This is a genomic window from Micromonospora sp. NPDC049497 (assembly GCF_044465805.1).
Lineage (GTDB): Bacteria > Actinomycetota > Actinomycetes > Mycobacteriales > Micromonosporaceae > Micromonospora.
Map to the genome: position 1 here is coordinate 173,706 of NZ_JBITMC010000002.1, position 20,160 is coordinate 193,865.

Annotated in this window: 19 protein-coding genes; 7 read left to right on the forward strand and 12 right to left on the reverse strand. The window is 73.1% G+C overall.

The genetic code is table 11. From position 1 onward, the window contains the following. Window positions 1-20: 20 nt before the first annotated feature. The 5 genes from fabF to ACIBR0_RS04070 all read right to left on the reverse strand — a co-directional run bounded on the left by fabF (window position 21) and on the right by ACIBR0_RS04070 (window position 5,152). A complete protein-coding gene (fabF, locus tag ACIBR0_RS04050) occupies window positions 21-1,247 on the reverse strand; it encodes a beta-ketoacyl-ACP synthase II (protein WP_396712596.1) in 1,227 nt (408 codons plus the stop codon). Between the two features lie 2 nt (window positions 1,248-1,249). Further along, window positions 1,250-1,489, reverse strand: coding sequence for an acyl carrier protein (locus tag ACIBR0_RS04055; protein ID WP_088972559.1), 240 nt, complete (start codon window positions 1,487-1,489; stop codon window positions 1,250-1,252). Between the two features lie 74 nt (window positions 1,490-1,563). After that, complete coding sequence (locus tag ACIBR0_RS04060; RefSeq protein WP_396712597.1) at window positions 1,564-2,508, reverse strand: beta-ketoacyl-ACP synthase III; 945 nt, start codon at window positions 2,506-2,508, stop codon at window positions 1,564-1,566. Between the two features lie 52 nt (window positions 2,509-2,560). Next, entirely contained in the window at window positions 2,561-3,730 is a 1,170-nt protein-coding gene (locus ACIBR0_RS04065; RefSeq protein ID WP_396712598.1) for an acyltransferase domain-containing protein, read from the reverse strand. 78 nt (window positions 3,731-3,808) lie between these two features. Continuing rightward, a complete protein-coding gene (locus ACIBR0_RS04070; RefSeq protein ID WP_396712599.1) occupies window positions 3,809-5,152 on the reverse strand; it encodes a PucR family transcriptional regulator in 1,344 nt (447 codons plus the stop codon). A gap of 11 nt (window positions 5,153-5,163) precedes the next feature. Here ACIBR0_RS04070 and ACIBR0_RS04075 point away from each other — a divergent pair, with 11 nt between their 5' ends. The 3 genes from ACIBR0_RS04075 (at window position 5,164) to ACIBR0_RS04085 (ending at window position 7,135) form a co-directional block, all read left to right on the forward strand. Then, entirely contained in the window at window positions 5,164-5,700 is a 537-nt protein-coding gene (locus ACIBR0_RS04075; RefSeq protein ID WP_396712600.1) for an orotate phosphoribosyltransferase, read from the forward strand. A 136-nt stretch (window positions 5,701-5,836) separates the two neighbouring features. Beyond that, on the forward strand, window positions 5,837-6,172 hold the full coding sequence (locus ACIBR0_RS04080) for a hypothetical protein (protein WP_357039683.1): 336 nt from the start codon (window positions 5,837-5,839) through the stop codon (window positions 6,170-6,172). A gap of 36 nt (window positions 6,173-6,208) precedes the next feature. After that, entirely contained in the window at window positions 6,209-7,135 is a 927-nt protein-coding gene (locus ACIBR0_RS04085; RefSeq protein ID WP_396712601.1) for an NADP-dependent oxidoreductase, read from the forward strand. A 4-nt stretch (window positions 7,136-7,139) separates the two neighbouring features. Here the strand turns inward: ACIBR0_RS04085 and ACIBR0_RS04090 are convergent, their stop codons facing one another. After that, window positions 7,140-7,790 carry a hypothetical protein gene (locus ACIBR0_RS04090; RefSeq protein WP_396712602.1) on the reverse strand — a complete coding sequence of 217 codons (651 nt, stop codon included), beginning with the start codon at window positions 7,788-7,790 and terminating at the stop codon, window positions 7,140-7,142. A gap of 246 nt (window positions 7,791-8,036) precedes the next feature. Here ACIBR0_RS04090 and ACIBR0_RS04095 point away from each other — a divergent pair, with 246 nt between their 5' ends. Beyond that, a complete protein-coding gene (locus ACIBR0_RS04095; protein WP_396712603.1) occupies window positions 8,037-8,642 on the forward strand; it encodes a copper resistance protein CopC in 606 nt (201 codons plus the stop codon). 174 nt (window positions 8,643-8,816) lie between these two features. On the opposite strand, the gene gltX is transcribed toward ACIBR0_RS04095, so the two are convergent. The 3 genes from gltX to ACIBR0_RS04110 are packed head-to-tail and all read right to left on the reverse strand — an operon-like array spanning window position 8,817 to window position 12,874. Further along, window positions 8,817-10,226, reverse strand: coding sequence for a glutamate--tRNA ligase (gene gltX / locus ACIBR0_RS04100; RefSeq protein WP_396712604.1), 1,410 nt, complete (start codon window positions 10,224-10,226; stop codon window positions 8,817-8,819). 48 nt (window positions 10,227-10,274) lie between these two features. Then, the gene (locus tag ACIBR0_RS04105) at window positions 10,275-11,546 is read right to left on the reverse strand and encodes an MFS transporter (protein WP_396712605.1); all 1,272 of its coding nucleotides are present in this window, start codon (window positions 11,544-11,546) and stop codon (window positions 10,275-10,277) included. Further along, on the reverse strand, window positions 11,543-12,874 hold the full coding sequence (locus tag ACIBR0_RS04110; RefSeq protein ID WP_396712606.1) for a GH1 family beta-glucosidase: 1,332 nt from the start codon (window positions 12,872-12,874) through the stop codon (window positions 11,543-11,545). The genes ACIBR0_RS04105 and ACIBR0_RS04110 overlap by 4 nt, the downstream gene beginning before the upstream one ends. A gap of 187 nt (window positions 12,875-13,061) precedes the next feature. Here ACIBR0_RS04110 and ACIBR0_RS04115 point away from each other — a divergent pair, with 187 nt between their 5' ends. After that, a complete protein-coding gene (locus tag ACIBR0_RS04115) occupies window positions 13,062-13,508 on the forward strand; it encodes an SRPBCC family protein (RefSeq protein ID WP_357037907.1) in 447 nt (148 codons plus the stop codon). A gap of 139 nt (window positions 13,509-13,647) precedes the next feature. Here ACIBR0_RS04115 and ACIBR0_RS04120 read toward each other — a convergent pair whose 3' ends face one another. The 3 genes from ACIBR0_RS04120 to aceE form a co-directional block, all read right to left on the reverse strand. After that, window positions 13,648-14,598 (reverse strand): hypothetical protein, encoded by a 951-nt coding sequence (locus ACIBR0_RS04120; protein ID WP_396712607.1) that lies wholly within the window; start codon window positions 14,596-14,598, stop codon window positions 13,648-13,650. Continuing rightward, window positions 14,595-15,884, reverse strand: a complete 1,290-nt coding sequence (locus tag ACIBR0_RS04125; protein WP_396712608.1) for a choice-of-anchor B family protein — start codon at window positions 15,882-15,884, stop codon at window positions 14,595-14,597. Before ACIBR0_RS04125 ends, ACIBR0_RS04120 begins: the two co-directional genes overlap by 4 nt. Window positions 15,885-16,148: 264 nt before the next feature. Beyond that, window positions 16,149-18,893: a pyruvate dehydrogenase (acetyl-transferring), homodimeric type gene (gene aceE / locus ACIBR0_RS04130; protein ID WP_396712609.1), complete on the reverse strand. Its 2,745-nt coding sequence runs from the start codon at window positions 18,891-18,893 to the stop codon at window positions 16,149-16,151. A 194-nt stretch (window positions 18,894-19,087) separates the two neighbouring features. On the opposite strand from aceE, the gene ACIBR0_RS04135 reads away from it, so the two are divergent. Together ACIBR0_RS04135 and ACIBR0_RS04140 are read left to right on the forward strand one after the other, a co-directional pair. After that, on the forward strand, window positions 19,088-19,507 hold the full coding sequence (locus ACIBR0_RS04135; RefSeq protein ID WP_396712610.1) for a hypothetical protein: 420 nt from the start codon (window positions 19,088-19,090) through the stop codon (window positions 19,505-19,507). A gap of 109 nt (window positions 19,508-19,616) precedes the next feature. After that, entirely contained in the window at window positions 19,617-20,021 is a 405-nt protein-coding gene (locus tag ACIBR0_RS04140; protein ID WP_396712611.1) for a YjbQ family protein, read from the forward strand. Window positions 20,022-20,160: the final 139 nt, after the last annotated feature.

Genomic DNA, 20,160 nt, shown 5'->3' on the forward strand with positions numbered 1-20,160 from the left:
GCGCCTCCAAGGCAGTGGTCTCAGGCCCGCGTGAAGACGAGAGCCACGTTGTGGCCGCCGAAGCCGAACGAGTTGTTCAGTGCGGCGGGGATGTCCATGTGGCGCGCCTTGTTGGCGGCCACCTCCAGGTCGAGGCCGTCGTCCGGGTCGTCGAGGTTGATCGTCGGCGGCACCACGCCGTCGCGGATCGCCAGGATGGTGGCGATCGACTCCAGCGCGCCGGCCGCGCCGAGCAGGTGCCCGGACATCGACTTCGTGGCGGTCAGCACCGGGTGGTCACCGAGCGCCTGGTGCAGCGCCTTGATCTCCGCGATGTCGCCGACCGGGGTCGACGTGGCGTGCGCGTTGACGTGGACGATGTCGGACTTCGCCACGTCCGCGTCGGCGATGGCCCGGGCGATGGCCCGGACCGCGCCCGCGCCCTCCGGGTGCGGCTGCACGATGTCGTAGCCGTCGGAGGTGAGACCGGCGCCGGCCAGCCGGGCGTACACCCGGGCGCCGCGCGCGGCGGCGTGCTCGGCCCGCTCCAGCACCAGGATGCCGGCGCCCTCGCCGAGCACGAAGCCGTCGCGACCCTTGTCCCACGGGCGGGAGGCCCGCTCCGGGTCGTCGTTGCGGGTCGACATCGCCCGCATCGACGAGAAGCCGGCGATCGGCAGCGCGTGGATGACCGCCTCGGTGCCGCCGGCCACGACCACGTCGGCCCGGCCGGCACGGATCATGTCCATGCCGAGCGCGATCGCCTCCGCGCCGGTCGCGCAGGCGCTGGCCACCGAGTGGACGCCCGCCTGGGCGCCCAGCTCCAGCCCGACCCAGGCGGCCGGGCCGTTGGGCATCAGCATCGGGATGGTGTGCGGGGAGACCCGCCGCGGCCCGGACGCCTCCAGGATGTCGTCCTGGGCCAGCAGGGTCAGCGCCCCGCCGATGCCCGAGCCGACGCTGACCCCGAGCCGCTCCGGGTCCAGCCCGGAGTCGGCCAGGCCGGCGTCCGCCCAGGCCTGCTGCGCGGCGATGATCGCGATCGCCTCGGAACGGTCCAGCCGGCGCAGCTTCACCCGGTCCAGCAGGCCGTCCGGATCGACCGCGAGCTGGGCGGCGATCCGGACCGGCAGCTGTTCGGCCCACTCCTGGGTGAGCGCACTCACCCCGGAGCGGCCGTTGAGCATGGCGTCCCAGGTCGACGCGACGTCCCCGCCCAGCGGGGTGGTCGCGCCGAGCCCGGTGACGACGACGTCTGTGTGAGCCATGGTCAGGACTGCGCCGCGATGTAGCTGACGGCGTCCCCGACGGTCTTCAGGTTCTGCACCTCGTTGTCGGGGATCTTGACGCCGAACTTCTCCTCGGCGGCCACCACGACCTCCACCATGGAGAGCGAGTCGACGTCCAGGTCGTCGGTGAAGGACTTCCCCTCGGCCACGTCGTCCGGGTTCACCCCGGCAACCTCTTCGAGGATCTCGGCGAGGCCGGCGGTGATCTCGTCACGGGTCATTGCGGTTGGTTCCTCTCATCGGGGGTTGTTCTTCCGCCGGATGGCGGTGCGGCACGGTGGAAACCGCGCCGGGTTCAGGGACAGCGGACGACCTGACCGGCGTAGGTCAGGCCGCCGCCGAAGCCGAAGAGCAGCACCGGGGCGCCCGAGGGCACCTCCCGCCGCTCGACCAGCTTGGACAGGGCCAGCGGCACGCTCGCCGCGGACGTGTTGCCGGACTCGACGATGTCCTTGGCGATGATCGCGTCCGGGATGCCGAGCCGCTTGGCGATGCCGTCGATGATGCGGGCGTTGGCCTGGTGCGGCACGAACGCGGCCAGCTCGGACGGCGCCACGCCGGCCCGCTCGCAGGCCTGCAGGGCCAGCGGGGCCAGCGCGGTGGTGGCCCAGCGGAAGACCGACTGGCCCTCCTGCTGGATGTACGGGCGCCAACCCTCGATGCGGACCGCGTCGCCCTTCTCGGGCACCGAGCCCCACACCACCGGGCCGACGCCGGCCGGCTCGCCGTCGCCGGTGGCGGTGACGACCGCGGCGCCCGCGCCGTCGCCGAAGATGATGCAGGTCGAGCGGTCGGTCCAGTCGGTGAAGTCGGAGAGCTTCTCCGCGCCGATCACCAGGGCGTTGCGCGCCGCGCCGGCCCGGATCGCGTGGTCGACGGTCCCCAGCGCGTACGCGAAGCCGGAGCACGCGGTGTTGATGTCGAACGCGGCCGGGGCGGCGATGCCGAGCTTCGCGGCGACCCGGCAGGCCACGTTCGGGCTGCGGTCCACCGACGTGCAGGTCGCCACCACGACGAGGTCGATGTCGGCGGCGGAGAGGCCGGAGTTCGCCAGGGCCTTGCCGGCGGCCGCCGCCGCCATGTCGGCCACGGTCTCGCCGTCGGCGATCCGCCGGGTGGCGATGCCGACCCGGTCGCGGATCCACTCGTCGTTGGTCTCCACCAGCTGGGCGAGCTCGTCGTTGGTCACCACCCGGGACGGCTGGTAGTGCCCCAGGGAGACGATCCGGCTGCCGGTCATCGGCGCTGTCCTTCCGTGTGCGACCGCGAGGCGCGCGGTCCGGTCGTCGGGGTCATACCTGACCGCCGATGCGGGCGAGCGGCTGGCCCGGCGCGACCGGGTCGTCGTGGTGGGCGAGCCACTCGGTGAGCAGCCCACTGTCGTGCGCGGTCACCTCGACCGGCCCCTGCCGGGTGGCGACGTGCCCGATCACCTGGCCGGTACGCAGGTCGGCGCCCTCGGCGAGGTCGGCGGCGGGCTCGAAGGTGCCGGCGGCGGGGGAGACGACCACCCGGAACTGGATCACCGGCTCGTGGCCGCGCAGGCCGTTGTGCCGGGCGATCAGGTCACGTGCGGCGGGCAGGTCGTCCGGGGTGTTGAGGGTGACGATCTCCGGCACCCCGGTGCTCTTCAGCTCCCGCTTGACCAGGCCGGCGAGCGTGCCCGCCGGGGGCAGCTCGATCACCCCGGTCACGCCCAGGTCGGCCAGTGTCCGCATGCAGAGGTCCCAGCGGACCGGCGCGGTGACCTGGCGGACCAGCCGCTGCAGCATCTCCCGGCCGTGGTTGACCGCCGACCCGTCCAGGTTCGACAGGAGGATGCGGGTGGGGTCTTTCGGCGTGATCCCGGCGGCCACACCGGCCAGCGCCGCCTCGGCCGGGGCCATGTACGGGGTGTGGAACGCGCCGGCCACCTTCAGCCGGGTGATCCGCGCCCGGGCCGGCGGCTCGGCGGCGAGCTTGTCGAGCCCGTCGAGGGCGCCGGCGGCGACGATCTGGCCGGCGCCGTTGCGGTTGGCCGGGTACAGCCCGTGCGCCTCGATGGCGGCGAGCACCTCGTCCGGGTCGCCGCCGAGCACAGCCGCCATCCCGGTCGGCTCCAGCGCGCAGGCGGCGGCCATCTCCCGGCCGCGTACGCCGGCCAGGGTGATCGCCGCCTCGGCCGGCAGGACCCCGGCGAGCGCCGCCGCACCCAGCTCGCCGACGCTGTGGCCGGCGGTGAGCGGTACGTCGTACATCGGCAGGTGTTCGGCGGCGAGCAACGCCGCCGCGACCAGCAACGGCTGGGTGCGGGCGGTGTCCTTGATCTCGTCCGCGTCGGCCACCGTGCCGAGGTGCACGAGGTCGACCCCGGCGAGCGCGGACCACCAGCGCAGGCGGGCCTCGGTGCCGGGAAGGTCGAGCCAGGGAGTCAGGAAGCCGGGTTTCTGGGAACCCTGGCCGGGGGAGAGTACGGCGAGCACGTCTATGACTCTCCTGGATACCTGTGGGTAGCGCTGTGCGGCCCCCGACCAAACCGCACTAGAACCTTTGTGGGGATCCTACAAAGATCGGTGGGAGTCGTCACCTGTCTGTGATGTTTTCCTGACGGGTGGGGGCATTGTCTGGGTTGGGACCACCGGGACCACCGGGTCCAGCCGGCCGACGGTGAGCGCCACCTGGAGGGCGTACGCGTCGCGCGCGGCGAGTGGGGAGAACCCGGTCACGTCGGCGATCCGCCGCAGCCGGTACCGCACCGTGTTGGGGTGCACGAACAGCGCCCGGGCCGCGCTCTCCAGCGTCCCCCCGGCGGCGAAGAAGGCGTCCAGCGTCTCCAGCAGCTCGCCGCCGGCGCGCACCAGCGTCGCGTACACGTCGTGGCGCAGCCGCCGACGCGCCTCCGCGTCACCGGCCAGCGCCCGCTCGGGGAGCAGGTCGGCGGCGGGCACCGGTCGGGGCGCGGTCGGCCACGCGGGCGCGGCGCGAAAGCCGGCCAGTGCCGCCCGCGCCGACTCGGTCGCCTCGTCGAGGCTCGGTACGGCCGGACCCACCACCACCGGGCCGTCGCCGAACGCGGCCAGCAGCTTGCCGGTCGCCGCGACCGGATCGGCGGCGCCGCCGAGCACGACCACCAGGCGGTCGCCGTGCACCCCGCCTATCACCTCGGCGCCGATCCGCCGGGCCAGCCGGTAGACGGTGTGCAGCACGGCGGACACCTCCCCGCCCGGTGAGCGGCCGACCGCCACCGCGACCGGGGGCTCGTCCGCCCAGCCGAGGGCCGCGGCCCGGCTGGCCAGCACGTCGGCGGAGTCGCCGCGCAGCAGCGCGTCCACCAGCAATGCCTGCAACCGCGCGTCCCAGGAACTGCGGGACTCGGCGGCGCGCGCGTACACCCGGGCGGCGGCGAAGGCGATCTCCCGGGAGAACCGCAGCACCGCCTCGCGCAGGGCGAGTTCCTCGCCGGGCGCGGCCAGCCGCGGGACCTGCTCCTCGACGACGTCGATGGTGACCTTGATCAGCGCGACGGTCTGCTGGAGCGTGATCGACCGGGCGAGGGCCTGCGGCGCGGTCGCGAAGACCTCGTCGGAGACCTCCTGGGTGCTGTCCGCCGTCCCGCCGCCGGAGCGCAGCCACTGCACCAGCGAGCGGGCACCGGCCTGCGCGACCAGCATGACCCAGGCGCGCTGGTCGGCCGGGAGCGAGCGGAACCAGGGCAGCGACTCGTCCATCCGGGCGACGCTGGCGGTGGCCAGCGCCCCCGCTGCCCGCTCGATCCGGCGCAGCGTGGCCGCCAGTTCGGTACCGCCCGGCTCACTCACCGCCACAGCCTGACACGCCCTGACCTGCGCCTGCACTCCGGACCCCGGCGGGGATCCGCCGAGGGAGGTACGCCGTCCGCCTGCCACAATGATCACTCGTGACGGACGCAGACCTGACCTCCCTGGCCCGTGAGATCGACTCCACCTGCCGGCTGACCGGCACGTTCACGCTCCGGTCCGGGCGGGTGGCCGGCGAGTACTTCGACAAGTACCGCTTCGAGGCCGATCCCCGCCTGCTGGACCGGGTCGCCGCGCGGTTGGCGGCCCTCGTCCCGCCGGGCACCGAGGTGCTGGCCGGGCTGGAGATGGGCGGGATCCCGGTGGTCACCGCGCTGGGCCGGCACACCGGCCTGCCCTGCGCCTTCGTCCGCAAGACCGCCAAGGCGTACGGGACGGCGCGGCTCGCCGAGGGTGCCGAGGTGGCCGGCCGGCAGGTGCTGGTCGTGGAGGACGTGGTCACCTCCGGCGGACAGGTCGTCATCTCCACCGGGCAGTTGCGGGAGCTGGGCGCCCGGATCGACCACGCGCTGTGCGTCATCGACCGGTCCGAGGGTGGCACCGAGGCCCTGGCCGCCCACGGCATCCGGCTGACCGCGCTGCTCACCCGCGCGGACCTCGACGCCCAGCGGGGGTGAACCGTCCCGGCCCCGGCGGCCTCCGGCCGTTTTCGGACCCGGGGTAGCGCTGCACGGCTCGTCGGTCCCGGCCAGTACGGTGACAGGGCACGTCGGAGCGACCCCGGCGGGCACGGCGAGCGTGAGGAGAGCGGGGATGGCGCACGGGGAGGCCGAGCACGGCTGCGCCCAGGGCGAGTCCTGCCGGCCGGGCCACCACGACCAGTCGGCGGGTGCCAAGCACCAGCGACGGCTGGCCGGTGGGCACCCGGCCGACCCGGTACTGGGCCGGCTTCCCGAGCGCGCGGACGACGACTGCTGCCCCGTGCCCCGGCCCCGGGCGGGCGAGCCGACCGTGCCCGTCGAGCCCGCCTCCGACCTCCCGAGCTGCATCAGCGAGCTGCCCGGCTGGGCGGGTGCGCACCGGCACGGCCCGGTCCGCCCCCGGCACCGCGCCACCCGCCGGGACCGACCGCCACGCCGCTGGTGCTGAACACGCGGGGCCTGCCGAACGGCTAGCGTGACCGGTGTGAAGGCGATCGCGATCGACGAGTACGGCTCGGCCGGCCTGCTCACCCTGCGGGAACTGCCCGATCCGCCGGTCGGCCCGGACACCGTCCTGGTGCGGGTACGCGCCGCCGGAGTCAACCCGGTCGACTGGAAGGTCCGGGAGGGCCACCTGGCGGGCGCGTTTCCGTCCCACTTCCCGCTGGTGCCCGGATGGGACGTGGCCGGTGTGGTGGCCGCGGCCGGGCCGGCGGTGACCGGCTTCGCGGTCGGCGACGAGGTCATCGGTTACTGCCGGCGTGACCACATCCAGCACGGCACGTACGCCGAGCTCGTCCCGGCACCGGAGCGCACGCTCGCGGACAAGCCGGTCCAGGCGTCCTGGGCGGAGGCGGCCGGTCTGCCGCTGGCCGGGCTCACCGCGTACCAGGCGCTCCAACTGGCCCGGACCGGCGGGGGCGACACGGTGCTGGTGCACGGTGCGTCCGGCGGCGTCGGCCACCTCGCCGTCCAGGTCGCCCGGGCGCTCGGGGTCGACCGGGTGATCGGCACGGCGAGCCCGTCCCACCACGACTTCGTCCGCTCGCTGGGCGCCGAGCCCGTGACGTACGGGGACGGTCTGGCCGAACGGGTCCGCGCGCTCGCGCCCGACGGGGTGGACGTGGCGCTGGACCTGTTCGGCGGCGAGGCTCTCGACGCGTCGGTGGAGCTGCTCGCCCGGCCGGCCCGGCTGATCTCCACCGCCGACCCGGAGCATGTGGCGCGACTCGGCGGCAGTTACCTGTTCGTCAAGCCGTCCACGGCGGACCTGACCGTCCTCGCCGGACTGGTCGACGCGGGCCGGCTCACTGTCCACGTGGAGCGCGCGTTCCCGTTGGCGCAGGCCGCGGACGCGCACCGCCTGGTCGAGGCGGGGCACGTCCGCGGCAAGGTCGTGCTGGAGGTCTGAGCCGTCAGCGGGTGCGCCGGCGGATCAGCAGGGCGATCCCGGCCAGCCCGAAGGTGATCGTCAGCATCACGGCGACGTTGAGCAGCAGCAGCCGTTGCAGCTCACCGAGCGCCTCGTCGATGCCCTTGGCCGGGTCCAGCGAATCCTCGGGGATGACCCGTTCGCCACCGCCGACGCCGCCGCTGACCGTGTCGAACTGCCGTTCCAGCGGCACACCGGCCGTCCGCAACGTCTCGGACATGCTCAGCCGGCCGAGGAACCAGCCGGCGCTGGTCTTGCGGGCGTCCGGCTGCTTCGCCGGCCGGTAGACACGGGGACCGCCGAGGGCCTGCGGGTAGAGGTCGTACGTCTGCTTCGGCTTGTCGCCGGACAGCACGACCACCGTGTACTTAGGACCGAGGTCGGCCGCCTTGGGGCCGGTGGCCCGGCCGATGCGGCCGAGGAAGTTGACCTGGTCGATGACCGCGGCCACGTGTACCGGGTGGGTGTCGGCGCGCAGCCGCAGCGGCACCTCCAGCCCCGTACCGGTGATGTCCACGCCCGCGGGTGCCGGCTTCGGCGCCGCCCGCACCGGGTCGGCCACCCCCAGCCAGAGCAGACCCGCTGCCAGACCACCTACCAGTACGGCTGCCAGCCGCCTCATCCGTCGGACCATCGCCGCCTCCTCGCCCCGTTCGATGGATGGCTTCGCTGCAGGTCACGCGTTGGTCGGTCGACGGTGGTGACCGACCAGCAGGCCGGGTGTCCACCACAAAGACTCCGCGGAACGTCGATCGGTTGCAGCTCGTGGAACAGTTATTGGAACTATCTGCGATCCGGGCCCGACTAATGCGCAGCAGCCGTTGATCAGCGGGCGGATCGTACCTTTACGGAGGGGTTCATGGGGGGCAGGGTCGCACGCGTGGCTCGTACCTGGCCAGTCGTATTCGGCGTGGCGCTCGGTGTGTCGTTGCTGGTGCCGGCGTCGCCGGCAGCCGCGCACAACTCGCTGACCGGCAGCGACCCGCGCGACGGCGCCCGGCTGGCCTCGGCGCCGGCCCGGATCGAACTCCGGTTCCTCGCCTCGCTCGATCCGGCGTCGACGAAGGTCACGGTAACCGGGCCGGACAACGTGCCCGCGGCCGGTGGCGACGTCCGCTTCGCGGGCAGCCGGGCGACAGTCGCCTTCCGGCCCGGGAAGGCCGGCCTGTACATCGTGGGTTACCAGGTGGCGTCCAGCGACGGCCACCCCGTCACCGGCGAGGTCCGGTTCACCCTCACCACCGGTACGCCCGCCGAGTCCGCCACCCCGGGCGGCGCACCGTCGTCGCCCTCCGGCGCCGCTCCGGCCGTACCGTCGCCGACCGCCAGCGGCCCGCCGGCCGCGAGCCCGACGGCGGCCGTACCCGCCGCCCGGGAGAGCGAGTCGGACGGCCGGGGCTGGCTCTGGGCCCTCGGCGGCGCACTCGCGCTAGCCGCCCTCGCCGGCACCCTGGCCCTCCGCCGCCGCCGATCCCCCAACCCCTGACCCGCACCCCCGCACCCGCGCCCTCCGGGTTCCGCGATCTTGCACTTACTGCCGCCGTAAATCGGGCAGTTCGGGACCAACCCGCGACCGAAAGTGCAAGATCGCGGGGGCAGGGAGGCGGGGAGGGCCGGGGGCGGGGTGGCGCGGGGGGGTGGGGGGGTGGGGGGTCGGGGGTTAGAACAGGCGGAGGCGGGCGGCGCGGAGGCGGGTCAGGGTGCGCTCGCGGCCCAGCACTTCCAGCGACTCGAAGAGCGGCAGGCCGACCGTGCGACCGGTCACCGCGACCCGCACCGGGGCCTGCGCCTTGCCGAGCTTGAGGCCGCGCTCGGCCCCGACCGCCTCCAGCGTCGACTTCAGCGACTCGGCGTTCCACGACTCCAGTGCCCCGTACGCGGCGATCGCCGCGTCGAGCAGGTCGGCCGCGCCCTCCTTCATCGCCTTCGTCCAGGCCGCCTCGTCGATGAGCGGGCTGTCGACGAAGAGGAAGTCGACGTTCGGCACGATCTCGCTGAGGACCGCGATCCGGGTCTGGGCCAGCGGGGCGACCGCCGCGAAGGCGTCCGCGTCGAACTCCTCGGGCTGCCACGGCGGCGGCGGGATCGTGTCGGTGCCGGTCAGCCACGGCCGGCAGGCGTCGACGAACTCCGCCACCGGCAGCGCCCGGATGTACTCGCCGTTGAACGCGCGCAGCTTCTTCTCGTCGAAGAACGCGGGGGAGGGGCTGACCTCGTCCAGCCGGAACTCGTCCTCGATCACCGACCAGGGCACGATCTCGCGGTCGTTCGAGGGCGCCCAGCCGAGCAGCATGAGGTAGTTGCGCATCGCGTCGGCGAGGTAACCCTCGTCCCGGTACGCCTCCAGCGCGACCTTGTCCCGCCGCTTCGAGAGCTTCTGGCGCTTCTCGTTGACGACGACGGGCACGTGTGCCCAGACCGGCGGCTTCACCCCGAGGGCGTCCCAGAGCAACTGCTGCTTCGGCGTGTTGGGCAGGTGCTCCTCGGCCCGGATCACGTGGGTGATGCCCATGGTCATGTCGTCGACCACGTTCGCCAGCAGGAACACCGCAGAGCCGTCACCGCGGGCGATGACGAAGTCCTCGATCAGCTTGTTCTCGAAGGTCGGCTCGCCGCGGATCAGGTCGACCACCACGGTCTCGCCCTCGTCCGGCGTACGGAAGCGCAGCGCCCGGCCCTCGCCCGGCTCCAGGCCCCGGTCCCGGCAGAAGCCGTCGTAGCCCTGGTACTGCGAGCCGGTGCGGGCCTGTACGGCCTCCCGGGTGCAGTCGCAGTAGTACGCCCGACCCGCCTCGTGCAGGCGCTGGGCGGCGGCGCGGTGCTCGGCCGCGTACGACGACTGGAAGTAGGGACCCTCGTAGCTGTCCCGCGCGATGCCGATCCACTCCAGCGCCGACAGGATGCCCTCGGTCCACTCGGGCTTGTTGCGGGCCGCGTCGGTGTCCTCGATGCGGAGCACGAACACCCCGCCCTGCTGCTTGGCGTAGATCCAGTTCTGCAGGGCCGAGCGGGCACCGCCGACGTGGAACATACCGGTCGGGGAAGGGGCGAAGCGTACACGTACCGTCACGTCCCCAGCCTACGGCCGCCCGCGACCGGATTCCGCTTCGGGGCAGGCTCAGGGCACCGAGCGGATCTTCAGCACCAGGACACTGCCGAGGACCGTGACCGCCGCCGTGGCCGCGTAGAGCACGGGGTAGCCGCCCAGGTGGACCACGATCGGCGCGGAGATCGCCGGGCCGAGCACCTGCGGCGCGGAATTCGCGATGTTGATCACGCCGAGGTCCTTGGCCCGGTCGGCGGCCCGGGGCAGCACCTGCGTGATCAGCGCGGCGTCCACCGACAGGTAGACGCCGTACCCGGCGCCGAGCAGCAACGCCGCGACCACCGCGACCGGCCAGACCGGCGCGGCGGCGAGCAGCAGCGCCGCCACCGCCATGATCCCGCCGGCGGTGATCACGAAGACCTTCCGCCGCCCGGAGCGGTCGGACAGGCGTCCGGCCACCACGGCCGTCGCCGCCAGGCCGGCGGTGTAGAGCAGGATCAGCACCAGCAGCCCGCCCTCTGGGTCCGCGACCCGCACCTCGTCGGTGAGGAAGTAGAGCAGGTAGAGGGTGCCCAGGGCGTTGCCGAGCTGCACCAGGAAACGGGTGATCCACGCCCAGCCGAAGTCCGGGTACCGGCGCGGCGACACCCACATCGAAGCGACCAGGCCGCGCAGCGGTGGCCGGTGCGCCCGCGGCAGCGGATCGTCGACGGTGCGCAGGGTGAAGGGCAGGGCGAGCAGCAGCACCGCCACCGCGATCGCGACGTACCCGGCGGCGTTGCCGGTCACCACGGCGGTCACCAGCACCACCCCCAGCACCAGGCCGAGGGCCTGCGGGATGCCCACCCAGCCGGAGACTCCGCCGCGCTGGGCCACCGGTACCCGGTCCGGCACGGCGGCGGTCAGGCTGGCCAGCATCGCGTTGAAGCAGACCTGCGCCGCGACCCAGGCCAGCGCCACGCCGGCCACGGTCCGCTGCTGCGACAGCAGGATCAGGGCCAGCGCCCCGAGCACCGCGCCGCCGGCGGTCCACACGTGCCGTCGGCCGAACTCGTGGCCGGCCACCCGCAGGCAGGTGCGGTCGGACAGCGCTCCGGCGAGCGGGTTGGCCAGGACCGCGGCGAGCGCGCCGAGCCCGGTGACCACCGCGAGCATGGTCTCCTTGTCGTCCGGCGCGATAACTCCCAGTTGCTGGGGCAGCAGCACCTGGATCGGCGTGAAGAACGCCATCCAGACGCCGAGGTTGGCGGTGACGAGCAGCGCGACCCAGCGCCGCGAGACGGCCGCGGTGGGTTCGGCGAGGGCCGCCGGCAGTGACGCCGGCGTCGGGTCGACGGTGGTCACCGCGCGCGGATCAGGTCGCGGAGCCAGGCGTACGACGACTTGGGCGTACGGGCCTGGGTGTCGAAGTCGACGTGCACCAGCCCGAACCGCTTGGTGAAGCCCTCGGCCCACTCCCAGTTGTCCAGCAGCGACCAGACGAAGTACCCGGTCACGTCCACGCCGTCGTCGATGGCGGCCCGGACCGCGCGCAGGTGCCCGTCGAGGTACGCGATGCGCTCCGGGTCGTGCACCCGCCCGTCGGCGTCCGGCGCGTCGTCGTACGCGCAGCCGCTCTCGGTGACCTGGATCGGCGGCAGGTCGGCGCCGTACGTGCGGTGCAGCCAGCCGAGCAGTTCGCGCAGACCGTCGGGGACCACCGGCCAGTCGAAGGCGGTCCGCGGGTAGCCCTCCAGCGGCACGATCTCGAACGGCAGGGGCGAACCCTCCTCGGGCGCGCGTACGCCGGTGGGGTTGTAGTAGTTGACCCCCAGCACGTCCAGCGGGGCGGCGATGGTCGCCAGGTCCCCGTCGCGCACGACGGCGGTGTCGAGCCCGGCGCCGTCGGGGTAGCCGCGGCCCAGCAGCGGGTCGGTGAAGAGCCGGTTGTGCAGCGCGTCGTACGCGGCTCCGGCGGCACGGTCGGCGTCGGTGTCGCCGAACACCCGCACCGGCGAGTAGTTGTTGGCGATGGCGACGGGGCTCGCGGTGCGGGCGCGCAGCGCGGCGACGGCCAGGCCGTGCCCGAGCAGTTGGTGGTGGGCGACCGGGAAGGCGTCGAAGAGCAGCATCCGGCCCGGGGCGTGCACGCCCATGCCGTGGCCGAGGCTCATGTGGACGAACGGCTCGTTGAGGGTGATCCAGAGCTTCACCCGGTCGCCGAGGCGGGCGGCGGTCGCGTCGGCGTACTCGGCGAAGCGGTGGGCGGTGTCCCGGTCGAGCCAGCCACCGGCGTCCTCCAGCGGCTGCGGCAGGTCCCAGTGGAAGAGGGTGGCCACCGGATCGATGTCGTGGGCCAGCAGGTCGTCCACCAGCCGGTCGTAGAAGTCCAGCCCCGCGGGGTTCACCGCACCCGTGCCGGTCGGCACGACGCGGGGCCACGCGATGGAGAAGCGGTACGCCGAGACGCCCAAGCCGGCCATCAGTGCCACGTCCTCGGCGTACCGGTGGTAGTGGTCGCACGCCACGTCCCCGGTGCTGCCGTCGACGATCCTTCCGGGGGAGCGGGCGAAGGTGTCCCAGATGGACGGCCCGCGCCCGTCCTCCCGCGCGGCGCCCTCGATCTGGTACGCGGACGTCGACACGCCCCAGCGGAACCCGGCGGGGAAGCGGGGCAGCGGTCCGGTCGGCATGGGCTCTCCCGTCGTACGTGAGGCGTGCTCGGGACTCTAGGGCCCTCTCCCGCCGAACGCCATAGGCCCTCGCGTGGTGTCAGGGCAATGGGTTTCGGCGTGTCTTTTCCGAACCCGTCCAACTAAGTCCTATTTGACGCATAGAGTGCCGATATCGTGGGATGTCCTCACCGGAGGAAAGACGGAAATGATCCTCGTGGAACGCAGTGCGCACGTGATGGCGCCGGTGGAAGTGGTCTGGGATGTCGTGCAGCGGGCCGAGCAGCTGCCGGCCTGGCTGGCAGGGGTCCGCGCGGCCGAGGTGCTCTCGGGTGAGGGCTTCGGTCGGCGGCAGCTGGTCCAGGCGGGGCGCGGCGCGGCGCACGAGGCCGAGGTGATCGCCTACCAGGAGCCGACCCTGATCGGCTGGCGGGAACGGGCCAAGGGCGCCGGTGCCCGGGCGGAGGCGCGCACCGAGATCTATGTTCAGCTCACCGCCGACGAGGAGGAGAGCGGGACGATCGTGCGGCTCATCGTCGTACGCTGGCCGGCCGGTCCGGTCAAGGCCGCCCTGCTCCGGCTCGGTCTGCGTCGGGTCGGCGCCGACCTGGAGGACTCGCTCGCCCGGCTGACCGACCTGGCCGCCGTCGGCTGACCGGATCCGTCCTGGCGCCACCCGCGCGACGGCGGTGGCCCGGATGTCCCCGCCAGGGGCACCCCGGGTCGCCGCCGGCCCCCACCCCGCCGCCGCGCCCGCCGGACCTGCCGGACCTGCACGCGTGCGGCGGGGCGGTTCACACCGTCACCGTGAAGGTGGCGACGTGCACCCGGTCGAGGTGCCGGAACTCGAAGAACAGCCGGTAGGTGCCGGCCGACGGCACCGTCACGCCGAACGCCACCACCGAGCTGGGCCGGCTCGCCGCCGCCGGATGGACGTGCAGGTACGCCAGGTCGCCCTGGCGCAGCGCGACCAGGTGCCCGTACGCGCCCAGGTGCGGTTGCAGGTCGTGCACCGGCCGGCCGTCCCGGCCGAGCCAGACGAGCACCTGGTTGGACTCGCCCGCGCGCAGGCCGCCGTCGAGCGTGACCGTGTACCCGGCCACGAGCACGGTCTCCTCCGGCGGGGCGAGCGGTCGCGCGGCGTACCGGCCGGGGACCGGCACGTCCACGCCCAGGGTGACCGCCGCCGGTGCTCCCTCCGGCCAGAAGTCGGCGATGGCACGCAGCGGGCCGGGCGCGGCGGGTGTGACCTGGACACGCCACGTGCCGTCGGGTGCCATCTCCGGGTGCACGTGCTGGTAGCCGGCCAGGTCCCGGCCGACGAGGACCAGGTGCATCCGCCGCTCGTGGTTCTCCTGGAAGGTGGTCAGTGCGGCGCCGGTCGGGTCGGTGATCCGGAACGCCAGCTCGCCCGGCCGGCCGGCGACCAGGCTCGCGCTGTCCAGGGCCAGGGTCCAGCCGTCCCGGGACACCTCCAGCCCGCCGGGGCCGTGGCCGAGGTGCGCCGCGCTTCCCGGCAGCGCCGCGCGGACCGGGCCCGCCGACCGGGCGCCGACCCGGCCCGCGGCGAAGCCGACCGCCAGGACCAGGCCGAGGACCAGCGCGGCGGCGGCCCAGCGGGAGGCGCGGCCGGTGGGTGGGACCGGCGGCGGGGCGTCGGCCACGTCGTCGGGGCGGGGGCGCCCCGTGCGGGACGCCCCCTCCACGCTGCCGGTCGACAGCCGGCGGTCGCTGGTCGCGGTCACGACAACCGGGGCTGGAGGACGAAGAGCCCCTGCTCGATGCCGCTGACGACGACGATCCCGCTCGGGAAGTACGGGTACGTGCTCCACGCCCCGTTCATCGAGTTGCTGTTGCTGGACGGGTAGACGTCGAAGTAGCCGGCCTCGGTGGCCTGGCCGCTCGCCACGTTGCGTACGTCCAGGATGCGCAGGCCGGCCCGGTAGTTGGCCTGGTAGCTGTAGTTGCCCTTGACGTACTGGTTGTGGTCGGTGGCCTTCACGCCGGAGGGCGCGCTGTAGGTGCCGATGTGCCGGGGCGCGTCCAGGTCGGTCACGTCCCAGAGGTACGTCTGGGTGTTGACCCCGCGCCGGGACTCGTCCAGCTCGTCGTCCAGAAGGAAGTACCGCTGGTCCTCGGTGAACCACCCCTGGTGGGTGTACGCGCGGCCGGAGTAGCCGATGCGGGCGAGCTGGCGGGGTGCCGACTTCGTCGTCACGTCGACCACGGTGACCGTGTCCTCGTTGGAGCTGACGCAGATCTCCCGGCCCGTGTACGCGGTGTCCGGTCCCCGGTACACGACGCACTGGGTGTCGTGCGTGTACCCGTCGTTGTTGACGCAGCCGGCGTAGGCCGGTGACCTGGGGGTGCGGATGTCGACCATGTGCAGCCCACCGTTGCAGGTGTTCGAGCCGACCGCGTACGCGTAGCCGGTGGCCTCGTTGATCGCGATGTTGTGGGAGTTGCCGAACCGGTTGTAGTGGACGTCCGCCGTCCACGTCTTCGGGGAGGTGACGCCCCGCAGCCGGGTCAGGTCGAACACCTGCATGCCGTGGCCGGTCACGTCGGCCACCACGTAGGCGTGGTTCCGGTAGACCTTGATGTCCCGCCAGACGGCGGTGCGGTTCTGGTACGCGGGCAGGTTGCCCAGGTAGACCGGCGCGGTCGGGTTGGACACGTCGACGAACGAGGTGCCGTTACGGCGGCCGACCAGCGCGTACTCCCTGCCGGTCGTGCTGTCGGTCCAGCCCCAGATGTCGTTCGCCTGGCTGCCGCCCATGTTGGCCAGGGGCAGGAACGACAGCAGGTCGACGTTGCGGCACGGATAACCGGCGGCCTGGCCGTTGGTGCAGGTGGCGGCGGCTGCGGCGGCCAGCCGCTGGGTGGGTTCCCGCTGGGCCATGAACTCCTGCGCCGAGGCCCGCCCGGCGGGTGTGTCGGGCGCGTGCGCCACCGAGGGTGAGACCGACCCGAGCATGGTGACGGTCAGTGCGCCGACCGCCAGGGCGGTGATGATGCGAACGACTCGCATGGGGACTCCCTACCGTCGCGCCGGCCCGGCGTCGGCGTCCCGATCGGTCGGCGGACGGGCGCGACGGGAAGGTCCACCGGGCCGGTCCGGGTTCCATCGAACCGCGGGAAACCCTGAACGCATCGATCCCTGAGAATATTGTGGGGCCGGTGGGGGTCCCGGACAAAGCACGGCCGCGATACCGGATGCGTCATACCACCGCCGGTGAGACGACGAGGGCCCGGCGCGGTGACACGCGCCGGGCCCTGCTGTCGTGCGTACGCCTCAGCTGTCCCCGCCGGTCTCGCCGACCGGGGCCGCAGTGACGTCCTCGATCGCGTACTTCTTGGCGGCCTCGGCCGGCACGTTCGCCGGCACCGTGCCGCGCAGCGCGAGCTGCCGCAGCGTCGCGACCGCCACCGACTCGGCGTCGACGTGGAAGTGCCGGCGCAGCGCGTGCCGGGTGTCCGACATGCCGAAGCCGTCGGTGCCGAGCGAGGTGTAGTCGCCGGGCACCCAGCGCGAGATCAGGTCCGGCACCGCGCGCATCCAGTCGCTGACCGCGACCTTCGGTCCGTCGGCGTCGGCCAGCTTCTGCTGGATGTACGGCACCCGCTGCTCCTTGCCCGGGTTCAGCAGGTTGTGCTCCTCGCACTCCACCGCGTCCCGGCGCAGCTCCGTCCAGGAGGTCACCGACCACACGTCGGCGGCCACACCCCAGTCCTGGGCGAGCAGTTGCTGCGCCTTGAGCGCCCACTGCATGCCGCTGCCGGAGGCCAGGATGTTGGCCTTCGGCGCGTCCCCGCCCACCTGCGGCGCCGGCGAGTAGCGGTAGATGCCCTTGAGCAGGCCCTCGACGTCCACGTCCGCCGGCTCGGCCGGCTGGTGGATCGGCTCGTTGTAGACCGTCAGGTAGTAGAAGACGTTCTCCTGCGCGTCCCCGTACATCCGGTGCAGGCCGTTCTCCATGATGTGCGCGAGCTCGAACGCGAACGCCGCGTCGTACGCGACCACCGCCGGGTTGGTGGCGGCGAGCAGCAGCGAGTGGCCGTCCTCGTGCTGCAGACCCTCGCCGTTGAGCGTGGTCCGGCCGGCGGTGGCGCCGAGCAGGAAGCCGCGGGCCATCTGGTCGGCCGCCGCCCACAACCCGTCGCCGGTGCGCTGGAACCCGAACATCGAGTAGAAGATGTACATCGGGATCATGGGCTCGTCGTGGGTGGCGTACGACGTGCCGGCCGCGGTGAACGAGGCGACCGAGCCGGCCTCGTTGATCCCCTCGTGCAGGATCTGCCCGGTGGTCGACTCCTTGTACGACAGGAACAGCTCCCGGTCGACGGAGGTGTACCGCTGGCCGTGCGGCGAGTAGATCTTCGCGGTCGGGAAGATCGAGTCCAGGCCGAAGGTGCGGGCCTCGTCCGGGATGATCGGCACCCAGCGCTTGCCGAACTCCTTGTCCTTCATCACGTCCTTGAGCAGGCGGACGAAGGCCATCGTGGTGGCCACCTTCTGCTTGCCCGAGCCGCGCTTGACGTCGGCGAACCGCTCCGGGCCCGGGATGGTCAGCCGCTTGCTGCTGGTCCGCCGGGACGGCAGGTAGCCGCCCAGCTGCTGGCGCCGCTCCTTGAGGTACGCGATCTCGTCGGACTTCTCCCCCGGGGTGAAGTACGGCGGCAGGTAGGGGTTGTCCTCCAGCGCCTTGTCCGGGATGTCCAGGTAGAGGCGGTCGCGGAAGGTCTTCAGGTCCTCCAGCGTCAGCTTCTTCATCTGGTGCGTGGCGTTGCGGCCCTCGAAGTGCGAGCCGAGCGTCCAGCCCTTGATCGTCTTGGCCAGGATCACCGTCGGCTGACCGGTGTGCTCCGTCGCCGCCTTGTACGCCGCGTAGAGCTTGCGGTAGTCGTGGCCACCCCGCTTGAGGTTCCAGATCTCGTCGTCGGAGAGGTGCTCGACCATCTTCCGGGTCCGCGGGTCGCGGCCGAAGAAGTGCTCCCGCACGTACGCGCCGGACTCCGCCTTGTAGGTCTGGTAGTCGCCGTCCGGCGTGGTGTTCATCAGGTTCACCAGCGCGCCGTCGGTGTCCGCGGCGAGCAGCGGGTCCCACTCCCGGCCCCAGACAACCTTGATGACGTTCCAGCCGGCACCCCGGAAGAAGGCCTCCAGCTCCTGCATGACCTTGCCGTTGCCCCGGACCGGGCCGTCCAGCCGCTGCAGGTTGCAGTTGATCACGAAGGTGAGGTTGTCCAGCTCCTCGCGGGCGGCCACGCCGATCGCGCCGAGCGTCTCCGGCTCGTCCATCTCGCCGTCGCCCAGGAACGCCCAGACGTGCTGGTCGGAGGTGTCCTTGATGCCCCGGTGGTGCAGGTACCGGTTGAACCGGGCCTGGTAGATGGCGTTCAGGCCGCCGAGCCCCATCGAGACGGTGGGGAACTCCCAGAAGTCCGGCATCAGCCGAGGGTGCGGGTACGACGGCAGCCCGCCGCCCGGGTGGGACAGCTCCTGCCGGAACCCGTCGAGCTGGTGCTCGCTCAGCCGCCCCTCCAGGTACGCCCGCGCGTACATGCCGGGGGAGGCGTGACCCTGGTAGTAGATGTGGTCGCCGCCGCCGGGGTGGTTCTTGCCCTTGAAGAAGTGGTTGAACCCCACCTCGTAGAGCGAGGCCGAGCTGGCGAAGGTGGAGATGTGCCCGCCGACGCCGATCTCCGGGCGCTGCGCCCGGTGCACCAGCATCGCCGCGTTCCACCGGACGTACGCCCGGATCCGCCGCTCGACGTGCTCGTCACCGGGGAACCACGGCTCCCGCTCGGGGGCGATGGTGTTGATGTAGTCGGTGGTGGTCAGCGACGGCACCCCGACCTGGCGCTCACGGGCCCGCTCCAGCAGGCGCAGCATGACGTAGCGGGCGCGCTTGGTCCCGCGCTCGTCGATGACACCGTCGAGCGACTCGACCCATTCGCCGGTCTCTTCAGGGTCGATGTCCGGAAGCTGGCTCGGCAGACCAGCGGTGATCACCGGGCGCTTGCGTTCCGTAGCCACAGGCGTTCCCTCGGTTGTGTGTGGGATAGGTCTCTAGCGCCATCCTGCCCCCTCGCGGCACCTGGCGTCACGTCTCCCTCCCCCAGACGCGACGCTCAACACAGGTACCCGCCGGTAACTTTCTGCTGGTCGGAGGTTCATCCGCCGGTGACGGTCCGTCGGGCCGTCTTGCGGGCTCTCCCTACCGTGCGGGTATGAACGGACGACAGGTGATCATGGGCGGAATGCTGGCACTGGGTGGGTCGGTGTTGGTGGTCATCGCGGGCACGGCCACCTTCCTCGCGGGTGATCTCGCGGCGCTGCCGGTCCTCGTCCTCGGCGGCGGGCTGGTCCTCCTCGGCGCGCTCCTGGCGCGGGCCGGGACCCAGGCTTCCGCACCCCGGCCGGTGGTGCGGGGACGGCGTGGCGGCGCCTTCGGCTACGTTCCGGGGCCGACCGGCGACTACGGCGCCTCGTACGACGACGACCGGCACCACGGCGGCACCGGTGACCCGGGCGGCTGGTCGTCCGGCGGGGACTCCGGCGGCGGCTGGTCCTTCGGTGGGGGCGATTCCGGCGGCGGCTGGTCCTCGGGCGGGGGCGGGGACTCCGGCGGGGGCGGCGGCAGCTCGTGACGCGGGCCGGTCGTCCCGGCGGGGGCAGCCCGCCGGGACAGGCCGGCGGCAGTGGTGAGCGGACCGGTCGTCCCGGCGCGGCCCCGCCGGCTCCGGCAGAATGCGGCCTATGCGCACCGAGGTGATCACGGTCCAGACCGGTTCCCGGCCCACCGTCCGCGACATCACGGCCGAGGCCGAGCGGTTCGTCTCCGGTCAGGGCGACGGGCTGCTGCACGTCTTCGTCCCGCACGCCACGGCCGGCCTGGCGATCATCGAGACCGGAGCCGGCTCGGACGACGACCTGCTGACCGCCCCCGACGCCCTGCTTCCCACCGACGACCGCTGGCGGCATCGGCACGGGTCACCCGGCCACGGCCGCGACCACGTGCTTCCGGCGTTCGTGCCCCCGTACGCGACCCTGCCGGTGGTCGACGGGCGGCTCGCGCTCGGCACCTGGCAGTCGGTGTGCCTGGTCGACCCGAACGGCGACAACCCCACCCGTCAGGTCCGCTTCTCGTTCCTCCCCGGCTGAGGTGTAAGGAGGGGCCCCTTCTTAACGCCTGCGGTAGAGGAAGGGCCCCCCGTTTACCCCGCCTAAGCCGGCGAGGCGGCGGGGGCGGGGGGCGCGCCCCGCGGCGCCGAGCCGGGCGGCCCGGCCCAGCAGCACCCGG